This is a genomic window from Candidatus Pelagisphaera phototrophica (genome assembly GCF_014529625.1).
In the GTDB taxonomy this organism is placed as follows: Bacteria; Verrucomicrobiota; Verrucomicrobiia; order Opitutales; family Opitutaceae; genus Pelagisphaera; species Pelagisphaera phototrophica.
Genome location: NZ_CP076039.1, coordinates 3,064,205 through 3,086,942, shown reverse-complemented (window position 1 = coordinate 3,086,942; position 22,738 = coordinate 3,064,205). Strand labels below are relative to the sequence as shown.

Here is a 22,738-nt window from a genome sequence, read left to right as displayed (position 1 = left end):
CTAGTCCTCAAATCCTAGCTTTTTAAGCTTGGGATGGATGACATAACGGCAGTAGCCCGCGTTTTTATTGAGCTCGTAGTACTCCTGATGATAATCTTCGGCCGTATAAAAGATGCTTGCCTGGGTGACTTCGGTGACGATTGGGTCGGCAAATTTTCCTGATTCGGTGAGCTTGGCAATCGACTTTTCAGCTACTTTTTTCTGCTCGTTGCTGTGGTAGTAGATCGCTGAGCGGTACTGCGTTCCCGCATCTGCTCCTTGTCGGTTAAGAGTCGTCGGGTCGTGCATGAGCCAGAAGATATCGAGGACTTCTTCGAGTGAAATCACTTTTGGGTCAAAATGGATCTGGGCAACCTCGGCGTGGCCGGTTTCACCCGTAACGACCTGTCGATAAGTGGGGTTCTCGACGTGCCCTCCCATGTAGCCTGAAACGGCGCTTTTGACGCCCTCGACGCGCTCCATGACCGCTTCGGTGCACCAGAAGCAGCCCGCTCCTAGGGTTATCTTATCGGTTCCGGCAATATCGTCAGCGGCTAGGTGTGAGGTCATAGGAAGAATATTCAAAACGGTGAGTGCGACAGTAAATTTGGTAAAGGCGAATCTCATAGACGAAACAACGTACGGTTCCGGTGATCTGTTGCAAGGTCGGGCAGGAGGTACAGGGAAAGCGAGGATGCCCAGAAGGAACCGGTTGCCCAACGAATGCCTCCGAAACTGCTCTTGGGTACCGTCCCTTTTTGCAGATTCTATTAATTAATCGCAAATAACTTGCCATAGTTTCGCGAGCTACTTGCATCAAGGCAGGTTTTATAGAGATATTTAGTAAGTATGAAAACGATTGTTCCCGCGAGTTACGTAGCGAAATTGGATCTGGCAGGCATGGGCTTGTCAGTGGCCTGCGCCATTCATTGCTTGGCGACCCCGGTACTCTTGAGTACCTTGTCCGTTTTAGGTTTCGAGTTTTTAGGGCACGAAGGGTTCGAATCAGGAATGATTGCGGCGATCGCACTTCTAGCGGGTTTCACGTTCATAAACGGCTTCCGGATGCACGGGAAAAAAGGCCATTTTCTTCTGGGCGTAATCGGATTAGCGATTTTTCTGCTGGTCCGGCCATTTGTTGACCATTCTCTGGAGCCCTATGCGACGCTGCTTGGAGGAACTGCTTTTGTATTGGGCCATTTCCTAAATTGGAAATGGTCGAAGCCTTGCGAGGATTGCTGAACGTTTCGGTGAGCAGGGGGAAAAATGTGAGGGACTTGCACCATGCTGTGCACCCTGTCATAGCAATTCAAGGTAGCGGGCCATCTCTACGAATTCGGCGCAGCTTGAGCACTAGTTCGACGTATTACGGTCTTGGATAAGACCAAGCTCGAATTGTACTCCGTCCCGGTTTGAAGGCGAAAACTCGACCCGCTGCTTGAAAAGACTCAGATGTTCGTCCTGTCGATGGCTGACGAAGAGAAGAGTCGTATTCTTCAAACCGGCCAGCTTTTCTATAAAAGCGAGTACCAAGTGCCGATTGAGATCGTCTAGACCTTGGGTCGGTTCATCCAGGATGAGCAAAGGTGGCTGCTTTATCAGTCCGCGGGCGATTAGGGCGAGTCGCTGCTGGCCCCATGAAAGTTGTCGGAAGAAAACGTTTGCCTGATCGCTAAGTCCCATGATTTCGAGCCATTTCAGGGCTAACTGCCTTTCAGTGGGTGTCGCTTGCTGATACAGCCCGATACTGTCATAAAATCCGGATACAACCGTGGTAAGAGTGTTTCCTGGAGCACGATAGTCGCGATGGAGAGATGCCGATACGATACCGATGTGCTTTTTGATGTCCCAGATGCTCTCTCCAGTACCGCGTTGATAGCCGAAAATATTGATATCGTTCTGGTAGCATTGAGGGTGGTCTCCCGAAAGGAGCTGGAGCAGGGTGGATTTTCCCGCGCCGTTTGGTCCCGTGATTAGAGTGTGTTCTCCAGATTTCAATTCCCAGTCGAAGCCGTCGAACTGAATCGTTTTTTCGTACTTAACCGAGCAATTACGAAGGCGGACTATAGTATCAAATGATTTTGAAGTCTCAACCGGAGGGGGTGGCAGTTCGGGAACGGATGATTGGTCCAGTTCAACGATTTGTTTGAATTCCGGCTTTTGGATGACATTTTCTTTAGGCCCGTATTCAACAAGCTGACCCCTTTGGATTAGTCCGAGATGGGTGGCGAAAACTGGAATATCGTCGATGCGGTTGACGAGAAACAACAGCTTCTGGCCCGAATCAACGAGCTTTTGAGTCAGCTCAATAAGCTCTCTGCGAGATTGAACGTCGAGGCCTTCGAAAGGCTCGTCTAGGATTAGGAGTTCTGGCCTGGAAAGGATCTCTTTTAGGAGGAGGACCTTGCGAGCCTCTCCGCTAGAGAGAAGCTTGTAACCGCGTTCCAAGATCTCTTCGATGTGCATCTCGTGCGAGAGTTCGAGGGCCTCTGAATTAGAGCATCCCGACTGCAGGAGCATCTCGAGACTGGTTGTTCCGGGGTCGAACCGGTCTAGATAGTCGGTTTCATCATTCTTAAGCTCCCGTTCGTAAATCTCCTGCTGACGTTCGAACGAAGCCCATATAGTTGGGGCAGGGAGGTCGATGATTTCGCCCTTTTCCGGTTTCTCTTTTCCTGTGAGAAGTGTGGCGAGGAGGCCCTTTCCGGATGCGTTTCCGCCAAGCAAGCACCAAGTTTCACCAGAGTGAATTTCCCAATGATCGATTTGGAGGGTCCGGTAGTGAAGAATCTTCAGGATCATGCGCGATTAAGTGATTGCTAAAAAGAGCTCTCAGGAAAGCTTTTATTCGCTTTACGCGTGTCGCGCGACCTGCATAGGGTTCCCGTTTTCAATTTTTAGACGACCTCGCGATGAGCAGAAAAAACTATTTCAATACTCTGACTTTAGCTCAGAAACTGGAACAACTCGGACGGTGCCGATTTATGGATCGCTCTGAGTTCGACGGCGTGGAAGCGTTGAAGGGGAAGAAGATCGTGATTGTGGGCTGTGGCGCCCAGGGTCTGAACCAAGGCCTTAACCTGCGGGACTCTGGGTTGGATGTCAGCTATGCTCTGCGAGACGAAGCGATTTCCCAGCAGCGCCAGTCGTGGAAGAACGCGACTGAAAACGGATTTGTGGCAGGCGCTTACGAGGAGCTGCTTCCGACAGCCGATTTGGTCCTGAATCTGACTCCTGACAAGCAGCACGCCGCAGTAGTAGCATCGGTTCAGCCTCACATGAAACAGGGGGCATGTTTATCATACAGTCATGGTTTCAACATCGTAGAAGAGGGTGCGGAAATTCGTGAAGATCTGACGGTTGTTATGGTCGCTCCGAAAAGCCCAGGCACTGAGGTCCGTGAGGAGTATAAGCGCGGTTTTGGAGTCCCAACTCTTTTGGCGGTTCACACCGAGAACGATCCCAATGGCGAGGGCTGGGACATTGCGAAAGCGTATGCCGCTGGAACGGGTGGAGATCGTGCCGGCTGTCTCGAATCCAGTTTCATTGCAGAAGTGAAGTCCGACCTGATGGGGGAGCAAACGATCCTGTGTGGTCTGCTCCAGGCGGGATCGCTTCTTTGCTTCGATAAAATGGTCGAGCAAGGAATGGACGAAGGTTGGGCCAGCAAGTTTGTTCAGCACGCCTTCGATACCATTTGCGAATCGCTCAAGCATGGCGGCATCACGAATATGATGGACCGTCTCAGCAATCCGGCGAAAATCAAAGCGTTCGAATTGTCTGAGCAAATGAAAGGCATTATGCGCGATCTTTTCGACAAGCACCAAGAGGACATCATGTCCGGCGCGTTTTCGTCAGGTATGATGGCGGATTGGGACAACGACGACAAGGACTTGCTCGCATGGCGGGAGGCTACGAATGAGACGGCGTTCGAAAAGTCGAATCCAACTGATGTTGATATATCAGAACAGGATTACTACGACAAAGGTATCCTCATGGTCGCGATGATTCGGGCGGGGGTTGAATTGGCCTTCGAGTCGATGACGAACGCGGGAATCAAAGCGGAATCGGCCTATTACGAGTCACTTCACGAAACCCCACTAATCGCCAACTTGATTGGTCGGAAAAAGCTTTACGAGATGAATAAGGTAATTTCGGATACGGCTGAGTACGGCTGTTACCTGTTTTCGAATGTCACGGTTCCTTTACTGGGCGATTTCATGAAAGGGGTTAATGTTGACGTGATTGGAAAGGGACTCGACGTTTTAGACAATCAAGTAGACAACCAGCGCCTCATAGAAGTGAATACGGTAGTCCGAAGTCATCCCGTCGAAAAAGTTGGAGCCACCTTGCGCGGCTACATGACAGCGATGAAGCAGATTGCGGTTGGCTAGTCCCGCTTGTTTAGGCCAATTTAAGCCAATCAATATTGATTTTTAAAAGGCTCCGCGAAAGCGGGGCCTTTTTTGATAGTTAACCGTTAGTGATCAAGGTAGGGCTGACTATCCCTAGAGCATTTCTCGACGAGTCGGTCGCTTATCCATGGGAGTGGGTGAGAAACCTCTCGCGTCGCAGGTAGGGGTGACGGTCCGGCGAGTCGCGTTTGTTGAGCCGCTTCCACGGCACGCCGGGCCGTCGTGCCCTACCTTTTACGACCTGCGAACGAAAAAATGCCCTAGTCAGTCGATCTGCGTTCCCTACCGCTCAATCACTTCGATCTTGTGCCACTTTCCGGAATGGAATCGCAGGAAGAACACGACTCCCACGATGCCGAGATTCGCAACTACGCTGATCCATGCGTACGTAACAGGCTTTTGGAAAACTTCGATCAATAGATACGAAGGAATAACAAGTAGGAAAATCGAAGTGACCGCGAGGGTGGTCATGACAAATTTGGTATCACCTGATCCCTTGAGTGCTCCTCCACTCATTATGATCAGTGAATCGAAAAAGACGATAACGATGAAAAACCGCAGCAACTTAATACTCGTTTCCTCTAGTTGAGGAAGGTTGCCACCAGAGGCTTCATGTATGAAAGGGCTAATGAGAACGTCGGGGATCAGCCAATACAATGTAGCCATTATCGAACTATGTATAACGGCCATATGTAGGGCGGAGTAGGTCGTTTTGACCGCAAGCCCGCTGTTCTGTGCTCCTTGAAATTGTCCCACCATAATACTGGTAGCGGTTCCGAGTCCTATCATGGGGAGGAGGCTAAGGAGATTGATGTTCAGGACTATGTTGCTCGCAGCGAGCTCGACAATCCCGATCCTACCGATTATGAGCACGAAAATCGTAAAACCCATGACATCGAGAAAGAAGTGGACCCCTGAAGGCGTCCCAAAGCGAATCATTCGTTGAAACAGCGGCTTGTTGAAATGCCAGTTGGTTCTGGTTTGGAATCTCTCGTTGTTCCGCTTCGAGCAAATGAGGGCTGCGTAGGCAAACATGATCGTTGCTGAAGAAGCGAGGGTGGCGATAGCGGCGCCGGCGATTCCCATCTCGGGAAAACCGAACTTTCCAAATATTAGAACATAGTCTAAGACGATATTGATGATCGTCATCGACAGATTCATCCAAACGATGGTCCATGACTTTCCCCGGCCAGAATAGAAGCAGGAAAATGCTCCATTGGCTAAAAAGAAAAATGCCCCAAAAGTTAGGATACTGAAGAACGTCGCCTCGTTTTTCTGGACTTCAGGGGTGTGGCCGATCAGTGCGAAAATTTCATCAGCGAACGGGGCGAACAGGGGAAGTGTTAAACCACCAATGAACGCGATGTAGATTCCTTGCCATACTGAGGGTCCTACTTTCTCGGGCTTTTTGGCTCCTGTGTATTGCGCCACGAAGGTCGACGTGTAGATTGAGACTCCAAGAAAGAAACATAGAATGGAAAAATTGAGCATTCCCGCGGGCTGGGCAGCGGCAAGGGCATCTGCGGAATAACGGGCAAGAAAGACGCGATCGACGAAGATGAGAATCGAATGCGAGCCCATGCTGAGAATCAGGGGGATCGCAACGATTAGGAGTTGCCGATAGCCACCCGGTTCTCGCCACCGCTTTTCAAGTCGTCCCAACATCAGATACTCAATGGGAATAGGGTATGCGGAATCAAAGGGAAGAAAATAGTCGATAGTGTCTAAAGGTCGGGCTGGCGATTCATAGTCAGTCGTCGAACCATCCAAAGTGTCGGCTGCTCAAGGATAAGCCGCCCGACCATTGGAACTATTCGACCCTATCCCAAAGAAACCTTTTGATCCCTGATCGTTTTTAACTACGGATAGCATGTCATGTCAGAGCTTGAATTTAAGGGAAAAGTTGCAGTCGTAACCGGTGCAGGGATCGGGATTGGATTCGAGATTTGTCGTTCTCTGGCGCTTGAGGGTGCTCAGGTGATCCTCAATGATCTGGATGAACTGGTAGCGGAAAGTGCCGCAGAAAAGATCCGAAGTGAAGGAGGGGTTTGTCAGGCGGTGGGAGGCGATGCCAGCGATCCAAAGTTCGCGTCTTCGCTCATAGGCCATGCCGTTGAACGATTTGGCTCGATTCATATCGCAATTGCGAATGCAGGAATCACGACCTACGGAGCCTTTCTCGACTATTCAGTGGAGAAGTTCCAGAAGCTGGTGAGTTTAAACCTGCAAGGGTCGTTCTTTCTAGCTCAAGCAGCGGCGCTGCGTATGAAGACGCAGAGTACGGGAGGACGGATGCTTTTCATGTCCTCCGTTACGGGGCATCAGTCTCATCCTTATTTGGTTCCCTACGGAATGACTAAGGCTGCACTGCGTATGCTGGCGAAAGGGCTCGTGGGAGAGCTTTCCCAGTATGCAATTACGGTAAACGCTATCTCCCCCGGGGCGGTGCTTACCGAGCGGACAACGGGTGACGACCCCACCTTCGAGGATGGCTGGCGCGGGACGATTCCTATGGGGCGAGTCGCCACGGTTCAGGATATCGCCAACGCGGCCCTTTTTCTGGTATCTGACAAGGCAAATCACATCACTGGGCAAACCCTGCTAGTTGATGGCGGTTGGACCACCGCAAGTCAGTTGCCTAATCTTCAGATACCAGAGGACTAGTAGGGAACTAGCGCACTTTAAATAGCCAACTCTCGTCAAAAAAGCCGGCGTCGATAACTCCAACGGGATACTGCGAATCTTGAGTTCCGACCAAGTCAATGACCGCCCAGTCAGGCAACTTGGGAATCTGTAGAGAATTGCTGCCTCCTGAGAATTTACTGAAAGTGAAACCCGAATTGATTCGATATATTGCTTCGGGTTGAGCGGATTGGGATAGATCATCACGGGTGCCTGTTCATCGGTCGAATAGGTTTGTTTGCCGATCCGAAATAATTTGGCATTCCATTCAAAGGGGAGTCTCGATTGGATACGGGCCAGTATTTGATTACTGCTCGGGTCGCCCCAGAGAATGAGATTAGAGTACTCGATATCTTCGTTGGTAACCTCGTGGTCTTTCTTGGTTTGGGCTTCGCCTCGAAACTGTCTCCACTATTGAAGGACTGCCCCTTTTTATTAGCATCCGTCCGCTCATTTCAAGATTGAAGGAAAGAGCACCGTTGGGGAAGCTCATCCGTCAACGACGATGGATTTGGAATCCTTCCATTGGGGCGAGCCGATATTCGAATAGAAGGGACCGCGGAAAGACCCTTGTCGTTTCCTGGTAGTCTTCCAAATTTGACTCAAGATCCCTTCAACGACGCATTTTTAGTTCCATCGGGCCCGCGAAATTGACGAAGGACCTTAGTCGGTTGATTCGGAAGCGTCTATCAATGGGAGCTGACATTGGTGAATTAAGCAGCCCAAGCCTGCTCCAAATCCAATTCCGTGGCAAGCCCCCCACAAAAGACGACCCGTGGAACCTCCTGTGATTTGATGGAGTTCATCGCCCGTATAGTAGCCCAACGTGTGGAACGTGAACAAGATTCCGAATACAAATAATAGATTCCCTTGGCTGCCAAAAGCCCGTTTCAGAATAATTGCCAATAGAAGGAGTCCTAGCGCAGAGCCGTAAAGATCGCCGTGATGTTGCCCTTTAAGGCCAAACCAGAAGAGGCACCAGAGGACGGCGTATCCGAGAAAGGCGACCGCGAAAAGAGCCGTAAACCGAATTTGATTCTTTGGCGCGAGTGTTAGCCGACTCAGGACCCAGCCAGAGAGTAGCAGGTACACGAGTGCAATTGAGGCATACATCGGACCTTGTCCGCGGATGAGTCTGAAGGCCCAGATCGAATAGGCAATCACGCTGACCAATCCAAAACCGATGCCTCCGTAGAGAATGGAAAAAGCTAGGGAGTAGGGGCTTTTGATTTTTACAGTCCCCGATCTTTCGAGAACTTGGGAGGGAGTTAGACCAAAGATTTTCATATGGAAAAGGTGAGGTGTGTTGAGTGATTTTCTAACGAAAGAGAAACATCGCGTTTGACGCAACCTTATGCGAGTCAGTCAACGTTTCGAACAAACCCTTCCCACATGAACATTTGCAGCGAATAAAGCTCGCCCTTTTGGTTCTCGTTGCTTGTTTTTTCAAATACTCGTGCACGCTCCTCCAAGTTCCGAGTTTTCCAAATCGAAATTCCCCCGTATGACTGAACCAAAATACATTGTCGTTGGAAATTCCTCAGATGATCCGTTCGCTATCGACGTCGCCTTCGCGATGGGTCAGGGGGAGGATGTCGCGGACCTCATCAGCATGAAGCGGTTCGCCAATTCGGAATTCTGTCCGCGTTTCATTTCGGATGAGCAGGATTTTTCCGAAATCGGAAACAAGCTGAGCGGAAAAAGCATTATAATCGTCAGCACGAGCAGTCTCGTGATGAGCCGTCAGAGCCTCGCGATGCGAAACTTGATGATTGCTCGGGCAGCGAAAGAGAACGGCGCCGCGGAGGTGATTCTCGTAGAGCCCGATCTGTACTACAGTGCCCAAGACCGAGGACCGCGACCGAATTTGGGCAAAACCGAAGTTGAACGCGACCTGAAGGATCTCAAGAAATTCGATGGCCAGCTTTTTACTGCGAAGCTGTACGCGCAGATGCTGAAGCTAGCGGGAGTGGATCGAGTGCTAACGGTCCACAATCACTCTTTCTCAGTGCAAGCAATGTTTAGCGAAGTCTTCGATGGGAAGTTTTACAACTTGATTCCCTATGACATCTACGTCGACTACTTGTTGAATTCAGATATTGTCGACTACGAAGATGCTGGAGAAGGGTTGGCGCTTTGCGCCCCAGACAAGGGAGCCAGGGAGTTCGTTAAGGAGATGTTTGCCCAACTTGGACTCGACAAGGCAAAGTTTGTCCTTCTCGACAAGGAAAGGATTAGTGAGCGGCAGGTTGAAATCAAAATCCATGAGGAAAGTGAAACGAAGCTCGAGGATATTCAAGGTCATGACATCGTTCTTTTCGATGATATGGTGCGGACTGGTTCGACGGTAGTTAAATCCTGTCAGCTATTGAAGCAAGTAAACCCAGGTAAGACTGTTTTTGCTCTGACGCACTTTTACGCAAGCGAGGAGGGTCGAGTAAAAATGGCCAATACGGCGATCGACGAAATCCTTACGCTCAACACCATTCCAACGGTGCTCAATCGCGATATTCAGGGGCGGCTTCGCAAGAAAATGGTCGTACTAAAAATTGAAAAGTGGCTCGCCCTAAATTTGTGTCGTATCCTTAGCCTGCCGCAACCGGACATGGGCGACAGTCTCTACTCTATCGACATGTCTTCAAAAAATACCCGGTGGAAACGCAAGATCTGGCTCAGTGAGCAGCTAAAGGCCCTAAATCAAGGCTAGTGTTTAGGCTTTCCGGTTGATTTTTTGAATGTCCTGCCGGTTGCCCAGAATCGGAAAAAGTCGTTTTTCTCTTTGAGAGGGGCTCTTAAGCTTGAATCCGTCCAATTTTCCACCCTTAGATGTAATAAGTAGTAGGGGCTGTTGGGTACCTGTCTAAATTAGCCCTGGCTATATCCTGAAATGCTCTGTGCGACCTATATCCCAGTTGCCTTACGCGCAAAATTCTCCTCAGCGATTTGTGGCGTTTCTTTGTTTTTCTTTTCATCGAAAACGAGCGGAGAAGATTACGCGATCGAGGAGCCTCTTCTCGATTTCGTTAACGAATACTGTGTCAGTTGCCACAATCCAGACAAGAAAAAGGGAAAACTCGATCTCGAAACCCTCTTGGGGACTGGAGTTGACCAGCATTTTGAGGTTTGGGATGAGGTGGCCTGGATGCTGCGGGAACGCGAAATGCCGCCCGAAGAAGAGGAAGATGTGAAACGCCCTCGGGAATCTGAACTCGAATCGGTAGCGGAATGGCTGGAAGGAAAATTGATTGGATTGTCGGACAACGGGGATGAACGAGATCCGATCATTTCTTCCAAGCATGGGCTGGTAAATCAGTATTGTGTCAGTTGTCACAATCCGGATGAAAGAAAGGGCGACTTGGTCTTGGAAGGAATTTCGCTCGAGGATTCAGAGGAAAATCCTGAATTGTGGGAGAAGGTGATCAAACGGCTAGATTCACGTCAAATGCCTCCACCCGACCGGAAGCGGCCAAGCGAGGCTACTTATGATGCGGTGCTCGCTTCGATTACTGAATCGCTGGACGCCCACGCCTCAATTCACCCGAAGCCGGGACGCGTTGAGACGTTTCGTCGTTTGAATCGAACCGAGTATCAGAACGCGATTCGCGATCTTCTCGCAGTCAACATCGATGCGAAGAGCTTGCTCCCGAAGGACGATGAGAGCCATGGTTTTGATAACGTCACAGTGGGAGCGCTTTCCCCGAGCTTGCTCGACCGGTATATTTCAGCGGCTCAGAAGATCAGCCGCTTAGCAGTGGGAACGCCCTACCGTTCTCCAAGAGGAGATACCTATCGTATCCGTCCAGATGTTACGCAGGAAAAACATGTTGACGGACTTCCGATTGGCACCCGTGGCGGTACCCTCATCGACTATACGTTTCCCCAAGATGGTGAATACGAAATCGAAGTGCTTCTTACACGTGATCGCAATGAGCACGTGGAAGGACTGAAGGAGACTCACGAAATGGAGATCCTTCTCGATCGATCCCTGGTGAAACGGTTTACAATAGATCTTCCCAAAGGCATTCGAGATCATAGCCAATTGGATAAACACTTAAAGACGCGATTCAGTGCGAAGGCAGGTCCAAGGAAACTAGGGGTGACGTTTTTGCAAACTCCGTACTCTCTATTGGAAATTAAGCGAGAGCCCTTCCGTGCCCATTACAATCATCACCGTCACCCGCGTCTTACACCTGCAGTATATCAAATTTCCATTACGGGTCCTTTTGAGGCAAAAGGGGCAGGAGATACTCCTAGCCGGAAAAAGATCTTCATAAAGCATCCTTCCGATGAGAGTGCGGAGGAGTCCGTTGCCCGCGAGATCCTCGCGAACCTGATGAAGCTGGCTTATCGCCGTTCTATTTCCAATGCGGATCTAAAGCGCCCGATGGAATTCTTCAAGGAAGGTAAGGAAGGGGGTGGATTTGAATCTGGCATTGAGATGGCTTTGAGTTCCATTCTCGTGAGCCCTGAGTTTTTGTTTCGAGTGGAGAAAGATCCCGCGGGTTCGAAGCCCGGCGAGGCTTATCGGATCAGTGACTTGGAATTAGCGAGCCGATTGTCCTTCTTCCTCTGGAGCAGTTTGCCTGATGAGGAACTGCTAGATTTGGCGATTGCGGGCAAACTTCGTAATCCCGGAGTTCTGGAAGCACAGGTAGCCCGGATGCTTGACGACGAGAAGGCGGTTAACCTAGTAGATAATTTTGCGAGCCAATGGTTGCATCTGCGAAACTTGGATTCGGTTGTGCCCGATTCGAGGTTGTATCCAGACTTCGATGATAATTTGAGGCAGTCCTTTCGAAAAGAGACAGAGCTGTTTTTCGAAAGTGTAATGAGGGAGGATCGAAGCGTCCTGGATTTGCTAAAATCGGACTATACTTTTCTTGACGAGCGATTGGCCTACCATTACGACATCCCAAACATTGCAGGTAGCCGGTTCCGCCGGGTCAGTCTTGATCTGGATCACAATCGAGGTGGGTTGCTTCGACAAGGCAGTATCCTTACAGTTACTTCTTACGCAACGCGAACCTCACCGGTTATCCGAGGAAGCTGGATTCTAGAAAACATAATAGGAACGCCCCCACCCCCGCCCCCTCCGAACATTCCCGCTCTTGAGGAGAATAAAGTGGATGCGACGCTTTCAATGAGGGAGCAATTGGCGGAACATCGTGAGAATCCGGCGTGTGCCGGCTGCCACAACCTGATGGATCCTGTGGGATTTGCATTGGAGAATTTCGATGCCGTTGGCCGCTGGAGGGAATACGAAGATGGTACGTCGATTGATGTATCGGGCGGATTGCCCGATGGAAGCGTTTTCAACGGAGTAGGGCCGCTCGAGGAGGGCCTATTGGAGCGCCCGGAACTTTTTGTTCGTACTTTAAGTGAAAAATTGCTTACATTTGCGCTAGGTAGGGGAATCGAAGCCCATGACGCCCCAGCAGTTCGGGGGATCGTGAGAAACGCACGATCAAACGAATACAGGTTTTCGTCGATAATACTAGGTATCGTGAAAAGCGTGCCGTTTCAGATGAGAGCTAAACCAGACGGTGATTACGTAGCAATCCGTTCGCAATAGAGAGTAAATACTATGAAATTCATAACTAAAAGGTATATACCCCGGAGAACCTTTCTAAAAGGCGTGGGAGCGTCGTTCGCATTGCCGCTACTCGATGCGATGGTTCCTGCCGCCACTGCTACCTCGAGAACGGCAGCCAACGGGGTGCGGCGTCTCGGCTACGTTTTCATGCCAATGGGCTGTGACCAATCAAGATGGACGCCTGGGAGCGACGACACGCTCGATAAGCTCTCGCCGATTCTCGATTCACTCTCTCCCGTTAAAGACCACACAACGGTGTTGACGAATATGGATTTGAAACCTGCTTACCCGGGGTCGCACGCGACTTCGAATTCTTCGTTCTTGAGCGCTGCGAAGGCGAAAGTGACCGAGAGTTCAGACTATTACCTTGGGACTACTGCGGACCAAGTTGCTGCTAAGCAAATCGGACAGGAAACCCAACTTCCCTCACTAGAGCTAGCCATGGATTTGATGGAGACGGTTGGCCAGTGCGACAATGGATACGCTTGCGTGTATCAAAACAATCTTTCTTGGTCTTCCCCTACAACTCCACTACCGGCGGAAGCCCACCCGCGCATCGTTTTTGAAAACCTTTTTGGTGAAGGCGGGACTCCTGAGGAAAGACGGGAGGCTTTGAGGAAGCGTGCGAGCCTACTCGATTCGATAACAGAAGATATGAAACGCATGAAGCGTGACTTGGGTGTTCGTGACCGAGCACGTTTAACAGAGTATTTGGACGCCATACGTGAAGTTGAAAGACGAATACAGAAAGCGGAATTAGATTCGAAAGACAACCCATTGCCAGATCTCGAACGCCCTATGGGAGTTCCAGCGATGTATGCGGATCATGCACGTCTAATGTTCGATCTCCAACTACTGGCGTATCAAGGTGACATTACACGAATTTCCACTTTTCAAATTGCGCGCGAAACCAGTAATCGCTCGTATCCTGAAATCGGTGTTTCCGATCCGCACCATCCACTTTCGCACCATGGTGACAATCCGGATAAGATTGAGCGCATGTCTAAGATCAATGCATTTCATGTTTCCTTGTTTGCGGAATATTTGGAGAAATTGAAGAATACTCGAGAAGGTAACGGCTCATTGTTAGACAATGTGCTAATTCTTTACGGAAGCGGTATTGGCAATCCCAATGTTCATGATCACACGAATCTGCCTTGCATCGTTGCGGGTGGAGCCTCCGGAGGGATGAAGGGAAATCGCCACATTCGGTATGACAAGCCTACGCCTTTAGCGAACTTGCATCTGACTCTTCTCGACAAGGTTGGGGTGAAAATCGATTCGTTTGGCGATAGTGACGGAATGATCAACGATCTGTTTGAACCGCTTTCGGTCTAAACGAATCTTTGGTTGAATCCCCACTGCAGAGCTAACTAAGAGATGAAGATAAAAACATATCCCACCTCCCTCTCTGTTTTCGTTCTTCTCTTGGGCACGCTGCAGGCCGCACCAGATTCGAAACTGGCCGATGCGGTTGAGGCAGGGGCCTTTGATACATTGAGTTTAATTATTGAGGAAGGGGACATCAATGCGACTCAGGTTGATGGGATGAGCGCGCTGCATTGGGCGACTTACCATGACAAGGCCGATCTCGTAAACGAGTTGGTCGAGCGAGGGGCCAGCTCGACTATAAAGAATCGATATGGAATCACCCCTCTTTATTTAGCGTGCCTGAATGGCAATGAAGCGATCGTCTCGAGACTGCTCAAAGCGGGGGCGGATCCGAATAGCTCTGCCAGAGGAGGCGAAACCGCGTTGATGACCGCATCGCGTACCGGAAAGATTGGCGCTGTCAAAGCCCTCCTGGATGCGGGAGCCGAGATCGATGCCCAAGAAAGCCGTGATCAGACTGCCGTTATGTGGGCTGCCGCTGAGGGGCATGCTAGCGTGGTCCGCGAACTTCTCGAAAATGGAGCGGATTTTACGACTCCTCTAGAGTATTCTGGATACACGCCTTTGTTTTTCGCTGTGCGAAATGGTGAACATGAAGTGACGCACATGCTCCTTGATGCAGGAGCGGACATTAATGCGGTGATGAGTCCAGAGCGATTCTTCGGGAAGCTTCCCATGTCAGGGACTAGCCCTCTCATGCTGGCAGCGGAAAATGGTCACTTTGATCTCGCGATTGAGCTTTTAGACAGGGGAGCAGATCCAAACGATATTCGCACAGGATACTCCGTTTTGCATGCCCTTACATGGATACGTAAACCGGATATCGGAGAATCGGCTAGTGGAGATCCTGCACCGCGCGGCTCTGGCTTACGCAACAGTGAACAGTTTATTCGCGAGCTGGTCGCCCGAGGGGCTGATGTGAATTGTCGACTCGAGAAAGGTAAGGGAAGCGTCAAGAATAGAGATTTTGGGGCGACAGCTTTCTTTCTAGCCTCCGATAGGGCGGACGTTCCCTATATGAAGTTGCTCCTAGAGCTCGGTGCGGATCCGCACATTCCAAACAATCAAGGCACGACAGCGTTTCTAGCGGCGGCGGGCGTCGGAAGTAGGGCTCCCGAGGAAGAAGCTGGAAATGAAGCCGAATGCTTGAAAGCCACGAAACTCATCGTTTCTCTGGGAGTAGATATCAATACGGTAGATAGAAATGGAGAGACCGCGATGCATGGAGCGGCGCTGAAGAATATCCCCTCAATGGTCTACTACCTCGATGAATTAGGGTCGGACATCAATATTTGGAATACGAAAAATGATGACGGCCGGACTCCTTTGCTAATCGCGCAAGGTTACCGTCCTGGAAACTTTAAGCCTTCGTTTGAGACGGTGGAAGCGATTATTGGGGTGATGGCTAGACACGGAATTGAACCACCTTCTGGTCCTAAGCCAAACCACACGAACTACGCGAACTAGCAAAGTACGCTGTTTCAATAATTCAGTGGAGTCTTCTTCGGTAGCAATTCCCTGTACTCGCATAACCGTTTTCCGGTCTTGACGACGAATCGCTCTGGCACCGCTTTCGTAGGATAGTGAAGCGAGTGGCACGAGGGCTCCATCTGAGCCTTCGAAAGGGAATTTACGGACATGATTGATACTTTCCCGATCATTTTTACCCAACCATATACGGATACGATTGCGGCGTCCATTGCTGTCATAATAGTAACCCACTTGATTGCCTCGGATGGTATAGGAAATTGCACCCGAAATCATCTGCGTCTCAATTCCGTATTGATTTGCTTTTTCCCGTTCGAGAGTGATGTTCGTTTCCGTGCTCTGCATGTCGTCTTCCGTCTCGACCGCGACGAGACCGTCCACGGATCGAAGACTTCGGTATCGTATTCTTGCTGATTGATGAGGTTTTATTTGAACAGATTCTCGGTGCACTTGAATTTCGACTGAAGGTGCTGGTAGCGGGAAAGCGACTATCGCACATTAACTTCTTGTTCCTCATTTTCGAGCTGCGCGATGACCTGTCCCGCTTCAACAGAATAGCCCACTTCGGCCATTACGGCGGCGGCGCTTTCAGTCTCCAAAATCGAGTCGAATTCGAGATAGGATGAGAATCGGACCGCTTTTTGCAGCGGCGACCTTTACAGGTATGGCTACGATATCCTCTATTCCTTTGTCATCCTCTTCACCTTTGGTGACTGCACTCGGTTTTTTGCATCCGATTAGAGAGAGTCCAGTGACGATCGATAGAAAAAAATAGTAATGGGTTTCATGCTGTGGGAAGGAAGGGTTGGGAAGTTCAGTTTTAAGAGTTCGTTCTTTGGCAGTTACTAGCTTGTTATACACCACTTAAAACCCAAAGGTTGCGATTATCTTCATTACTTACCAGTAGGCATCGATTGCTCTCAGTCATTGAACACATTCTCTGCGAGAGAGTGAATGAAGATGCTCTCCTTTCATAAGATTCTGATCGGACTTCATGCACTTTAGCGATGATCGGATCAGTGATTGATGAGTCGATTATGGACTCTTGCAACCATTCCCATATAGTTGGGCATCGAAAATTCATTAGCGGCGAGAGATATGTGCTTTTTTACCAATTCCGATTGACCCAATGCCTCGTGGTAAAGCCCAATATAGAGATGGGCATAGCAATGTCTTTGGCGGGAGATTCCAGAACCGGTATCTATTGGGCCAGCCGCGAGGAGGACTTTCTCGGGACTTCCGATGCCAGAGAATAGCTCCCAAATCTGGACCATAGGTATTCGCGAATCGAATTTGATGGGAATGAGCGAATCCCTTGCTGCTTGGACGTTTTCTAACTTTGCCTTACAGAGGAAATGCCAGACCGCGTTTTCGACATCATTCGGGTTGACGGACTTGTGAAGCTCGAATTGCTGGACACCTTTTTCGTATTCGTGGGCGTAGTAGTAGGCAATGCCTCTTTGCCAGTGATGCGGCTCCTGGTTCGGGTAGAGCTGAATAAATCGATCGAAATCGGAAATCGACTTTTTGAACTCTCCAAGTTCAAAATACGCAACGCCGCGCGACTGGTAGGCACTCGCGGAATCTGGATTCTCATCAATTTGCCTAGTTAGGGTTGCGACAGTGGTTCGAAGCTCGGTGATTGAATCCGCTCCAACTTGAGGCAAGCCAAATGCCATTAGGAGCGCACTAGTAACACTCAATACTCTCCGAGATTTAACCCACCGACCCATGCCGGGAAAATCTGGCATCTGGAGAGAAAGACCTCAAGTGTTAGAAATTAAAAATGAAGTATTGAAGGGGATTGGCGATTTGGGGGGCCGGATTTCAGTTACGCATTCCAGCGAGCGAGCGATTGGCTTCGATGAAACATTCTGGCCATTTGGGAGGGGGCGGTTTGCGTATTAGACTCTGGTACAGCGCTTCCTGCTCCTTAATGGAGCGATCCACAAGTACGGCCAATTCGGTGATCTCTGGCTGGCACATTTTGGCGGCCTCATCGATTAGCTTCTTTTTCCTGTGGGGTGGCGCGGATTCGCAACCTGAACTGTAAAGATTGATTCCCGCATTATCCCAGTCTATCGAAAATCTTTGTATGGCTGGATCGTTGGAGTGCTTTTCAGCAAGAATAGCGTCGATCTTGGACTGGAGCGCCGAGCGTTGCTTTTCCCATTTTCGGAGTAAACGTTGCTTATCTTTTGGTTGCATAGATTAGGAATCGGCTCGATCTGAGTATTTCTTTAGGCTTTTGAAGTGCTTGTTCCGCACTTAAATCCAACGGTTCGAGATCAATCCCCCAAGGGTCAATAAGCTCTGCTACTGAGCGTTCTCGTTCTTGCCGTGAGGCGACGCAGATATAGACTTGCCAAGGGAGGGTTCTAACGTGTTGGTAGGGGAAATTCAAAGTGGAAGAAAATTGTATAGAATTTGGTAGAGGTCGAGTTGGGTTTGTCACAATTGTGGGACGGCCAAACGTAGGAAAATCAACATTTATTAACAAAGCTCTCGGCTACCATTTGACTGCGGTGTCTACCCGTCCGAATACGACTCGAAAAAGGTGGTTGGGAATTTTGAGCGACAAGGAATCCCAAATCATCTTTTCTGATACCCCAGGGGTTCATTCCCCTAAAAACCGTATGCATGAAGCGATGGCAAATACAGTCATCGGCGAAGTAAATGGCGGCGATACTATTTTGTGCCTATGCGATGCCACTCGCGAGTTTGGTGATGAGGATCGACGGGTCGCTCAACTTGTTCGTGGGGCTGAAAAGCCAGTCGTCCTGGTCATTAATAAAATGGATACAGCTAGTGAAGTTCAGGCCGTATCGATCGCAGAAAGCTTTCAAGCGATCATGGGTGATGTATCTGTATTCAGGATTTCTGCTATGACAGGTGAGGGGATTGATTCTCTTCTGGATCATTTTCGCCAAACGCTTCCAGAGGGGCCCTTCCTGTTCCCGGATGACCAGTTGACAGATGTGATCGAGCGCGAAATATCGGAAGAGGTCATTCGCGAGGCGGCAAATGAATTGATGCGCCAGGAATTGCCCCAGGAGATAGTCGTGAAAATCGACGATTGGGCGGAGAATGAAAAGAAGATCAAGATCGCGGCGACTATTTATGTCGAGCGGGATAGTCAGAAGGCGATTGTCATAGGGGAGAAAGGACAAATGGTGAACCGCGTCATAAAGATTGCGAGGGAGAAATTAAGAGTCGATCTTGGCAAGTTCGTTGACCTGAAACTATCGGTGAAGGTTGCCCCGGATTGGCAGAATAAAAAGTGTTTTCTAAGAGGCAAAGGAATAGTCGATCCGTCGAATTAATCGGATCTGCGGCGGGTCGTTCCTTCGCGATAGTCGCTTTCGCTGCCGGTAGATAGAAAAGACAGGCACTAGTTTTCTGCCCTTTAGTAGTCCCCCAATTCAGATGCCAGGTAGGCAAAGGTTACGTAAACGGCCGCACTTTGGTTGATTCGGTCGGGTACGATTTTATCGATTGTATCGTTTGCGGTATGATGAAGATCAGAATAGCCACGCGTGAACATGTCCAAACCGACAACTGGAACACCGACATTGCTCATAGGCGGTATGTCGGGACCGCCCCATGACTTTGCTCGGCTCGCCTTGACTCCTAGCGGTTCAAGGGCTTTACGAATAATGGAAAAGCTCGGATCGAGCGGGTTGCCGATCCCAATGTTGAATGTGTGAACGGGGCCTTGGCCGGCATCAGCCTCGATGGCAATGATGTGTTTTAAAAGTTCGTCGCGGTGCTTTTCGACGAAGTAGTTGCCTCCGTAGATTCCAATTTCCTCAGCTTCAAACAGAACGACGTGAATCGTTCGTTTTGGAGGAAAGAGCTAAGAAAAGGGTGATTAGGAGCAAAATGCCCGGTTTGAATATTGAATTGGGCATATTTGAATTGGGACAGCTATCGATTGAGTTGTTTTTTTGAAGAAGATTGGTTTGGAGAGGCGTCTTCTTCGACAGCCACCGTTTCGAGCGTGCCGATCTCGACGTTGCCAGTGCCGAAATGCGTGTTTGTCTTGGCGTATTTCTCCAAGCTAGTGCCATAGTAGGAACTCGCTGCTCTCGCGAGGGCGGGGTAGGCATCTTCAAAATTTGTTCCAATAGAGGGCACACTGAAGCGGGTCGTCCAAAGAAGTTCTCTTTCGTTTTCCGATCTCAATTTTTCGTAGTCATACGCCATGAGAATAATGAAATAGCGCTCGTCCTGCATCTCGACTCGGAGGTCGAATTCCTCGGTCGTCGTTATGTTTCTCCGATTCAATGCCTTCGTGATGCCTAGGCTATTGTTCCGCATCGTCTGCCGGTGCTGGGCTGTGTTGTTGGCGTCTAAGTCATTCAGATCGGCCAAATCGACGAAGTCGTCGCTATACACTTCTGAATAGCCAGTATCATCGCTCTCTCCCTGTGCGTAGGGATCTGTCGAATCGAGCATAAAGAGCTCTTCCAAATCCGGCTCTACGCTAGTCGTTCCGTAGTGAACGACGATCAGTAGATCGCCTTCGCTTGGAGATGACGACGGGTAGAAATTGCGCTGCTTCATGTTTTCTGCAAGCGTAGCGGCCACCTCCTCAAAGCTAGCAGTTCTGAGGCTCTTGTCGTCGAAATCACCGACGTAGAAATTTCCCTTTATGAAAACGTAAGTCTCGTACTTGGCCCCGCCATCGTTTTCTTTGACCTCGTTGTAGGTGGTAGATGCTTCAGAGTCTATGAAGACGCGGGCCGTCTTTGCGGCGAATATTGTGCCTGCAAGGAAGAAAGTGGCTGCTGTGGCGATCGCAAAGCGCATTGCCGCACGGAAGGATTTCGAGTCGATACGATTGTTTAATTTCATTTAAAATGACGTTTTCCGAAAAATTGATGGTGGTTGGACGCTGGGTCAAACCGTTGTTGGACCTTGGTTTGTGAACGGAGAAATAGATTTATTCTGTAATTTGTAAGGACGGTTTTCCCGCCATGAAGTTACAGGTGCGTTGCATTTCATGCTTATTTGGAAAAGATCAAGCCTGACGAGCTTTTTAATTCCGATGTCTTGAGTTCTCTCTGATAAGGCTTCATAGCAAATTAAATGAGACACGTTGGAGTACATCTAAATGGATTATGTTTTGGGCTCTTTTTCTTCGCTGTTTTCGGAAATATTGAGGCTATGGGGACTGGAAGAATCGACTATGAAGGTTTCAATGACTGTATTGAAATAAAAAATGCTACGACCAGGGTTGTGCTTGCTCCATCCTATGGCGGTCGGGTTTTAAGCTATTCATGGAAGAGTAAAAGCGCCTTGGGCCCTGCCAAACTGGGTCCGGGCCGTTGTGACATTGGGCCGGAAAAAGTCATTCCCCAACGTAAAGAACTTTGGGAAGGTGAGTGGGAAGGGGGGATCACTGGAAAATATTCAGCGGTTCTTGTCAGCCAGGAACACCCCGCTACGGGAGTACAGCTAATACGCGAGTTCAAATTAGATTCTCAATCGTCGCATTTGCGTGTTACCCAGACGATCAGGAATATTTCCGATGAGCGAGTTCATTGGTCTCACTGGAGTAGAACTTTTGGTAAAGGAGGAGGGATCTGCGTGGTTCCTCTTTCGAAATACTCTGCCTACCCAAAGAGTTACGTCATGTATAATGACAAACAGGCGATCGAATTTCTCCCGGAAGATCCGCAGATCGAAATTAGGGATGGCTTCTTCTTGTTGAAAGGTCCACCCAGATTTCCCAAGCTTGGACTTGATTCGCACGTAGGATGGTTAGCATATGTAACTCCTGATGACTTGGCCTTTATCAAAAAGTATCCGACGTATCCAAATAGAAGATATTGGGAAATGGTTGGGATGACACTCTCTCTTTGGTACGTAGATAACTGGGGAGAGGGCAAGGTCAGCGTTTGCGAAATTGAACCGATTGGTCCGAGAGAGGATATTGGACCAGGTGAATATGCTTCTTTTACTGAAGATTGGTACCTTGGAGAGTTTCAGTTTCCAGACGACGGAAGCGATTTGGACCTAAACCGGCTCGAGCGTGTTTCAAAACAACTGATGGGAGTCGATCAGTGACCAGCATGTAAACCGTTACCGAGTACGCTGAAATAGGAAAGGCTGCTTCAGCTCAACAATAACTTTTTTACCCCTAACCGTAGGAGGAATAAATTCCCATTCTTCCAAGGCGTCCTGTGCGGCTTCGAGGAGTCGCACATCCACTTTTCCTCCCCGGACATGGTCCACATGGGGAAGCCGAACGCGGCCCTCCGTATCGATAAAGAATCTGAAGACGCCGTAGCTTCCATCGCTCTTTCGTATGAGAGAGTTGGGTACTTTGGGTCTGACGACATAGACTGGCTCGGGGAATTTATCGAGATTGTCTACGTCTGCGACTTTGATGGTATCAAAGGAGCTATAACCATACTGGCTGCTCATCATGTGATTAAGACCATTGGTTGCATTGAAACTGACTACATCCCCAGATGCCCGAAAGCTTACTTCGACAGGTACTATGAGCGAGACGGGCTTGCCTTTTCGCTTGGGAGGGCCGAATTCCCATTCCTCAATCACTCTCTCAATTGACTTCGCGAAGTCGCGGTGGGAGGCGTAGGTAACAATCCAGTCCCTTAGTTCGCCATCGAAGTGTAACTCGAGCAGTAAATGAACGCGTCCACTGGAGAATCCCTGGGATCGAAGCGATTCTGGGAATTTTGGCTGTAGCATAACCTTAAAGAGCAAATCAACATCTTCGCTGCTTATACTGTGTTCGTACGGCATGATGTCATCGTCATCCCCGAACACGTGGAAAAGAAGGCCGATCATCAAAAGGATAGATATGGTGGCTTTTTTCATGGTACTTATTGAGGTTTAGTCTTAATCGATTTTTCTCAAAGCCTAACCTGAAAATACAGTGAAATGGTACGAATAATCAACAGAATTATTGACCTCAAACTTCACCGAGTATTCCTCACGTCGGAGGCATTTGGTGGGGAAAGCCAGTTGGGCGACTTTCGAAGGCGACATTTGGTAGGCATTGTAAAATGGGAGGAATCTCTATTTCGTTCTCGGTTTCTCCGCTGCATCCTAATAGAGCGTAGTGTAGGACTGTTTCAGGCGAGCGGTAGCGAGGCTTCAATGGATTTATTGGCGAATTTGCTTTCCTAACGCTTTTTGCTTCGCTGTGATTCGGTGC

Annotated in this window: 19 protein-coding genes and 1 pseudogene; 9 read left to right on the top strand and 11 right to left on the bottom strand. The window is 49.4% G+C overall.

The features are described from left to right. The gene (gene msrA, locus GA004_RS13285) at positions 1-549 is read right to left on the bottom strand and encodes a peptide-methionine (S)-S-oxide reductase MsrA (protein ID WP_283394358.1); all 549 of its coding nucleotides are present in this window, start codon (positions 547-549) and stop codon (positions 1-3) included. A gap of 279 nt (positions 550-828) precedes the next feature. On the opposite strand from msrA, the gene GA004_RS13280 reads away from it, so the two are divergent. Further along, the gene (locus GA004_RS13280) at positions 829-1,221 is read left to right on the top strand and encodes a MerC domain-containing protein (protein ID WP_283394357.1); all 393 of its coding nucleotides are present in this window, start codon (positions 829-831) and stop codon (positions 1,219-1,221) included. 111 nt (positions 1,222-1,332) lie between these two features. Here the strand turns inward: GA004_RS13280 and modF are convergent, their stop codons facing one another. Beyond that, the gene (gene modF, locus GA004_RS13275; RefSeq protein ID WP_283394356.1) at positions 1,333-2,781 is read right to left on the bottom strand and encodes a molybdate ABC transporter ATP-binding protein ModF; all 1,449 of its coding nucleotides are present in this window, start codon (positions 2,779-2,781) and stop codon (positions 1,333-1,335) included. A gap of 110 nt (positions 2,782-2,891) precedes the next feature. Between modF and ilvC the strand changes: the two genes are divergently transcribed. Continuing rightward, positions 2,892-4,373 (top strand): ketol-acid reductoisomerase, encoded by a 1,482-nt coding sequence (ilvC, locus tag GA004_RS13270; RefSeq protein ID WP_283394355.1) that lies wholly within the window; start codon positions 2,892-2,894, stop codon positions 4,371-4,373. 303 nt (positions 4,374-4,676) lie between these two features. Here ilvC and GA004_RS13265 read toward each other — a convergent pair whose 3' ends face one another. Further along, positions 4,677-6,059, bottom strand: a complete 1,383-nt coding sequence (locus GA004_RS13265; protein WP_283394354.1) for an MATE family efflux transporter — start codon at positions 6,057-6,059, stop codon at positions 4,677-4,679. Between the two features lie 210 nt (positions 6,060-6,269). On the opposite strand from GA004_RS13265, the gene GA004_RS13260 reads away from it, so the two are divergent. Beyond that, the gene (locus GA004_RS13260) at positions 6,270-7,058 is read left to right on the top strand and encodes an SDR family NAD(P)-dependent oxidoreductase (RefSeq protein ID WP_283394353.1); all 789 of its coding nucleotides are present in this window, start codon (positions 6,270-6,272) and stop codon (positions 7,056-7,058) included. 681 nt (positions 7,059-7,739) lie between these two features. Here the strand turns inward: GA004_RS13260 and GA004_RS13255 are convergent. Further along, positions 7,740-8,363, bottom strand: a complete 624-nt coding sequence (locus GA004_RS13255) for a hypothetical protein (RefSeq protein WP_283394352.1) — start codon at positions 8,361-8,363, stop codon at positions 7,740-7,742. 217 nt (positions 8,364-8,580) lie between these two features. Here GA004_RS13255 and GA004_RS13250 point away from each other — a divergent pair, with 217 nt between their 5' ends. From GA004_RS13250 to GA004_RS13235, 4 genes are all read left to right on the top strand, one after another. Beyond that, positions 8,581-9,783 (top strand): phosphoribosyltransferase family protein, encoded by a 1,203-nt coding sequence (locus GA004_RS13250; RefSeq protein ID WP_283394351.1) that lies wholly within the window; start codon positions 8,581-8,583, stop codon positions 9,781-9,783. A gap of 249 nt (positions 9,784-10,032) precedes the next feature. Then, positions 10,033-12,648 carry a DUF1592 domain-containing protein gene (locus GA004_RS13245; RefSeq protein WP_283394350.1) on the top strand — a complete coding sequence of 872 codons (2,616 nt, stop codon included), beginning with the start codon at positions 10,033-10,035 and terminating at the stop codon, positions 12,646-12,648. 21 nt (positions 12,649-12,669) lie between these two features. After that, positions 12,670-14,007 carry a DUF1552 domain-containing protein gene (locus GA004_RS13240; RefSeq protein ID WP_343218860.1) on the top strand — a complete coding sequence of 446 codons (1,338 nt, stop codon included), beginning with the start codon at positions 12,670-12,672 and terminating at the stop codon, positions 14,005-14,007. A gap of 42 nt (positions 14,008-14,049) precedes the next feature. Continuing rightward, positions 14,050-15,528 (top strand): ankyrin repeat domain-containing protein, encoded by a 1,479-nt coding sequence (locus GA004_RS13235; RefSeq protein ID WP_283394348.1) that lies wholly within the window; start codon positions 14,050-14,052, stop codon positions 15,526-15,528. Between the two features lie 84 nt (positions 15,529-15,612). Here the strand turns inward: GA004_RS13235 and GA004_RS18255 are convergent. From GA004_RS18255 to GA004_RS13215, 4 genes and pseudogenes are all read right to left on the bottom strand, one after another. Next, positions 15,613-15,894: pseudogene (locus GA004_RS18255) on the bottom strand (efflux RND transporter permease subunit); the annotation flags it as partial. Between the two features lie 243 nt (positions 15,895-16,137). Continuing rightward, entirely contained in the window at positions 16,138-16,410 is a 273-nt protein-coding gene (locus GA004_RS13225; protein WP_283394346.1) for a hypothetical protein, read from the bottom strand. 155 nt (positions 16,411-16,565) lie between these two features. Beyond that, entirely contained in the window at positions 16,566-17,252 is a 687-nt protein-coding gene (locus GA004_RS13220) for a tetratricopeptide repeat protein (protein ID WP_283394345.1), read from the bottom strand. Between the two features lie 124 nt (positions 17,253-17,376). Continuing rightward, the gene (locus tag GA004_RS13215; RefSeq protein ID WP_283394344.1) at positions 17,377-17,757 is read right to left on the bottom strand and encodes a hypothetical protein; all 381 of its coding nucleotides are present in this window, start codon (positions 17,755-17,757) and stop codon (positions 17,377-17,379) included. Positions 17,758-17,954: 197 nt separating this feature from the next. Between GA004_RS13215 and era the strand changes: the two genes are divergently transcribed. After that, positions 17,955-18,872, top strand: a complete 918-nt coding sequence (gene era, locus GA004_RS13210) for a GTPase Era (protein ID WP_283394343.1) — start codon at positions 17,955-17,957, stop codon at positions 18,870-18,872. Positions 18,873-18,955: 83 nt separating this feature from the next. On the opposite strand, the gene GA004_RS13205 is transcribed toward era, so the two are convergent. Next, entirely contained in the window at positions 18,956-19,384 is a 429-nt protein-coding gene (locus GA004_RS13205; protein ID WP_283396980.1) for a M28 family peptidase, read from the bottom strand. 92 nt (positions 19,385-19,476) lie between these two features. Beyond that, on the bottom strand, positions 19,477-20,406 hold the full coding sequence (locus GA004_RS13200) for a hypothetical protein (protein ID WP_283394342.1): 930 nt from the start codon (positions 20,404-20,406) through the stop codon (positions 19,477-19,479). Between the two features lie 234 nt (positions 20,407-20,640). Here GA004_RS13200 and GA004_RS13195 point away from each other — a divergent pair, with 234 nt between their 5' ends. Further along, complete coding sequence (locus GA004_RS13195) at positions 20,641-21,621, top strand: hypothetical protein (protein WP_283394341.1); 981 nt, start codon at positions 20,641-20,643, stop codon at positions 21,619-21,621. 15 nt (positions 21,622-21,636) lie between these two features. Here GA004_RS13195 and GA004_RS13190 read toward each other — a convergent pair whose 3' ends face one another. After that, positions 21,637-22,398 carry an energy transducer TonB gene (locus GA004_RS13190; RefSeq protein WP_283394340.1) on the bottom strand — a complete coding sequence of 254 codons (762 nt, stop codon included), beginning with the start codon at positions 22,396-22,398 and terminating at the stop codon, positions 21,637-21,639. Positions 22,399-22,738: the final 340 nt, after the last annotated feature.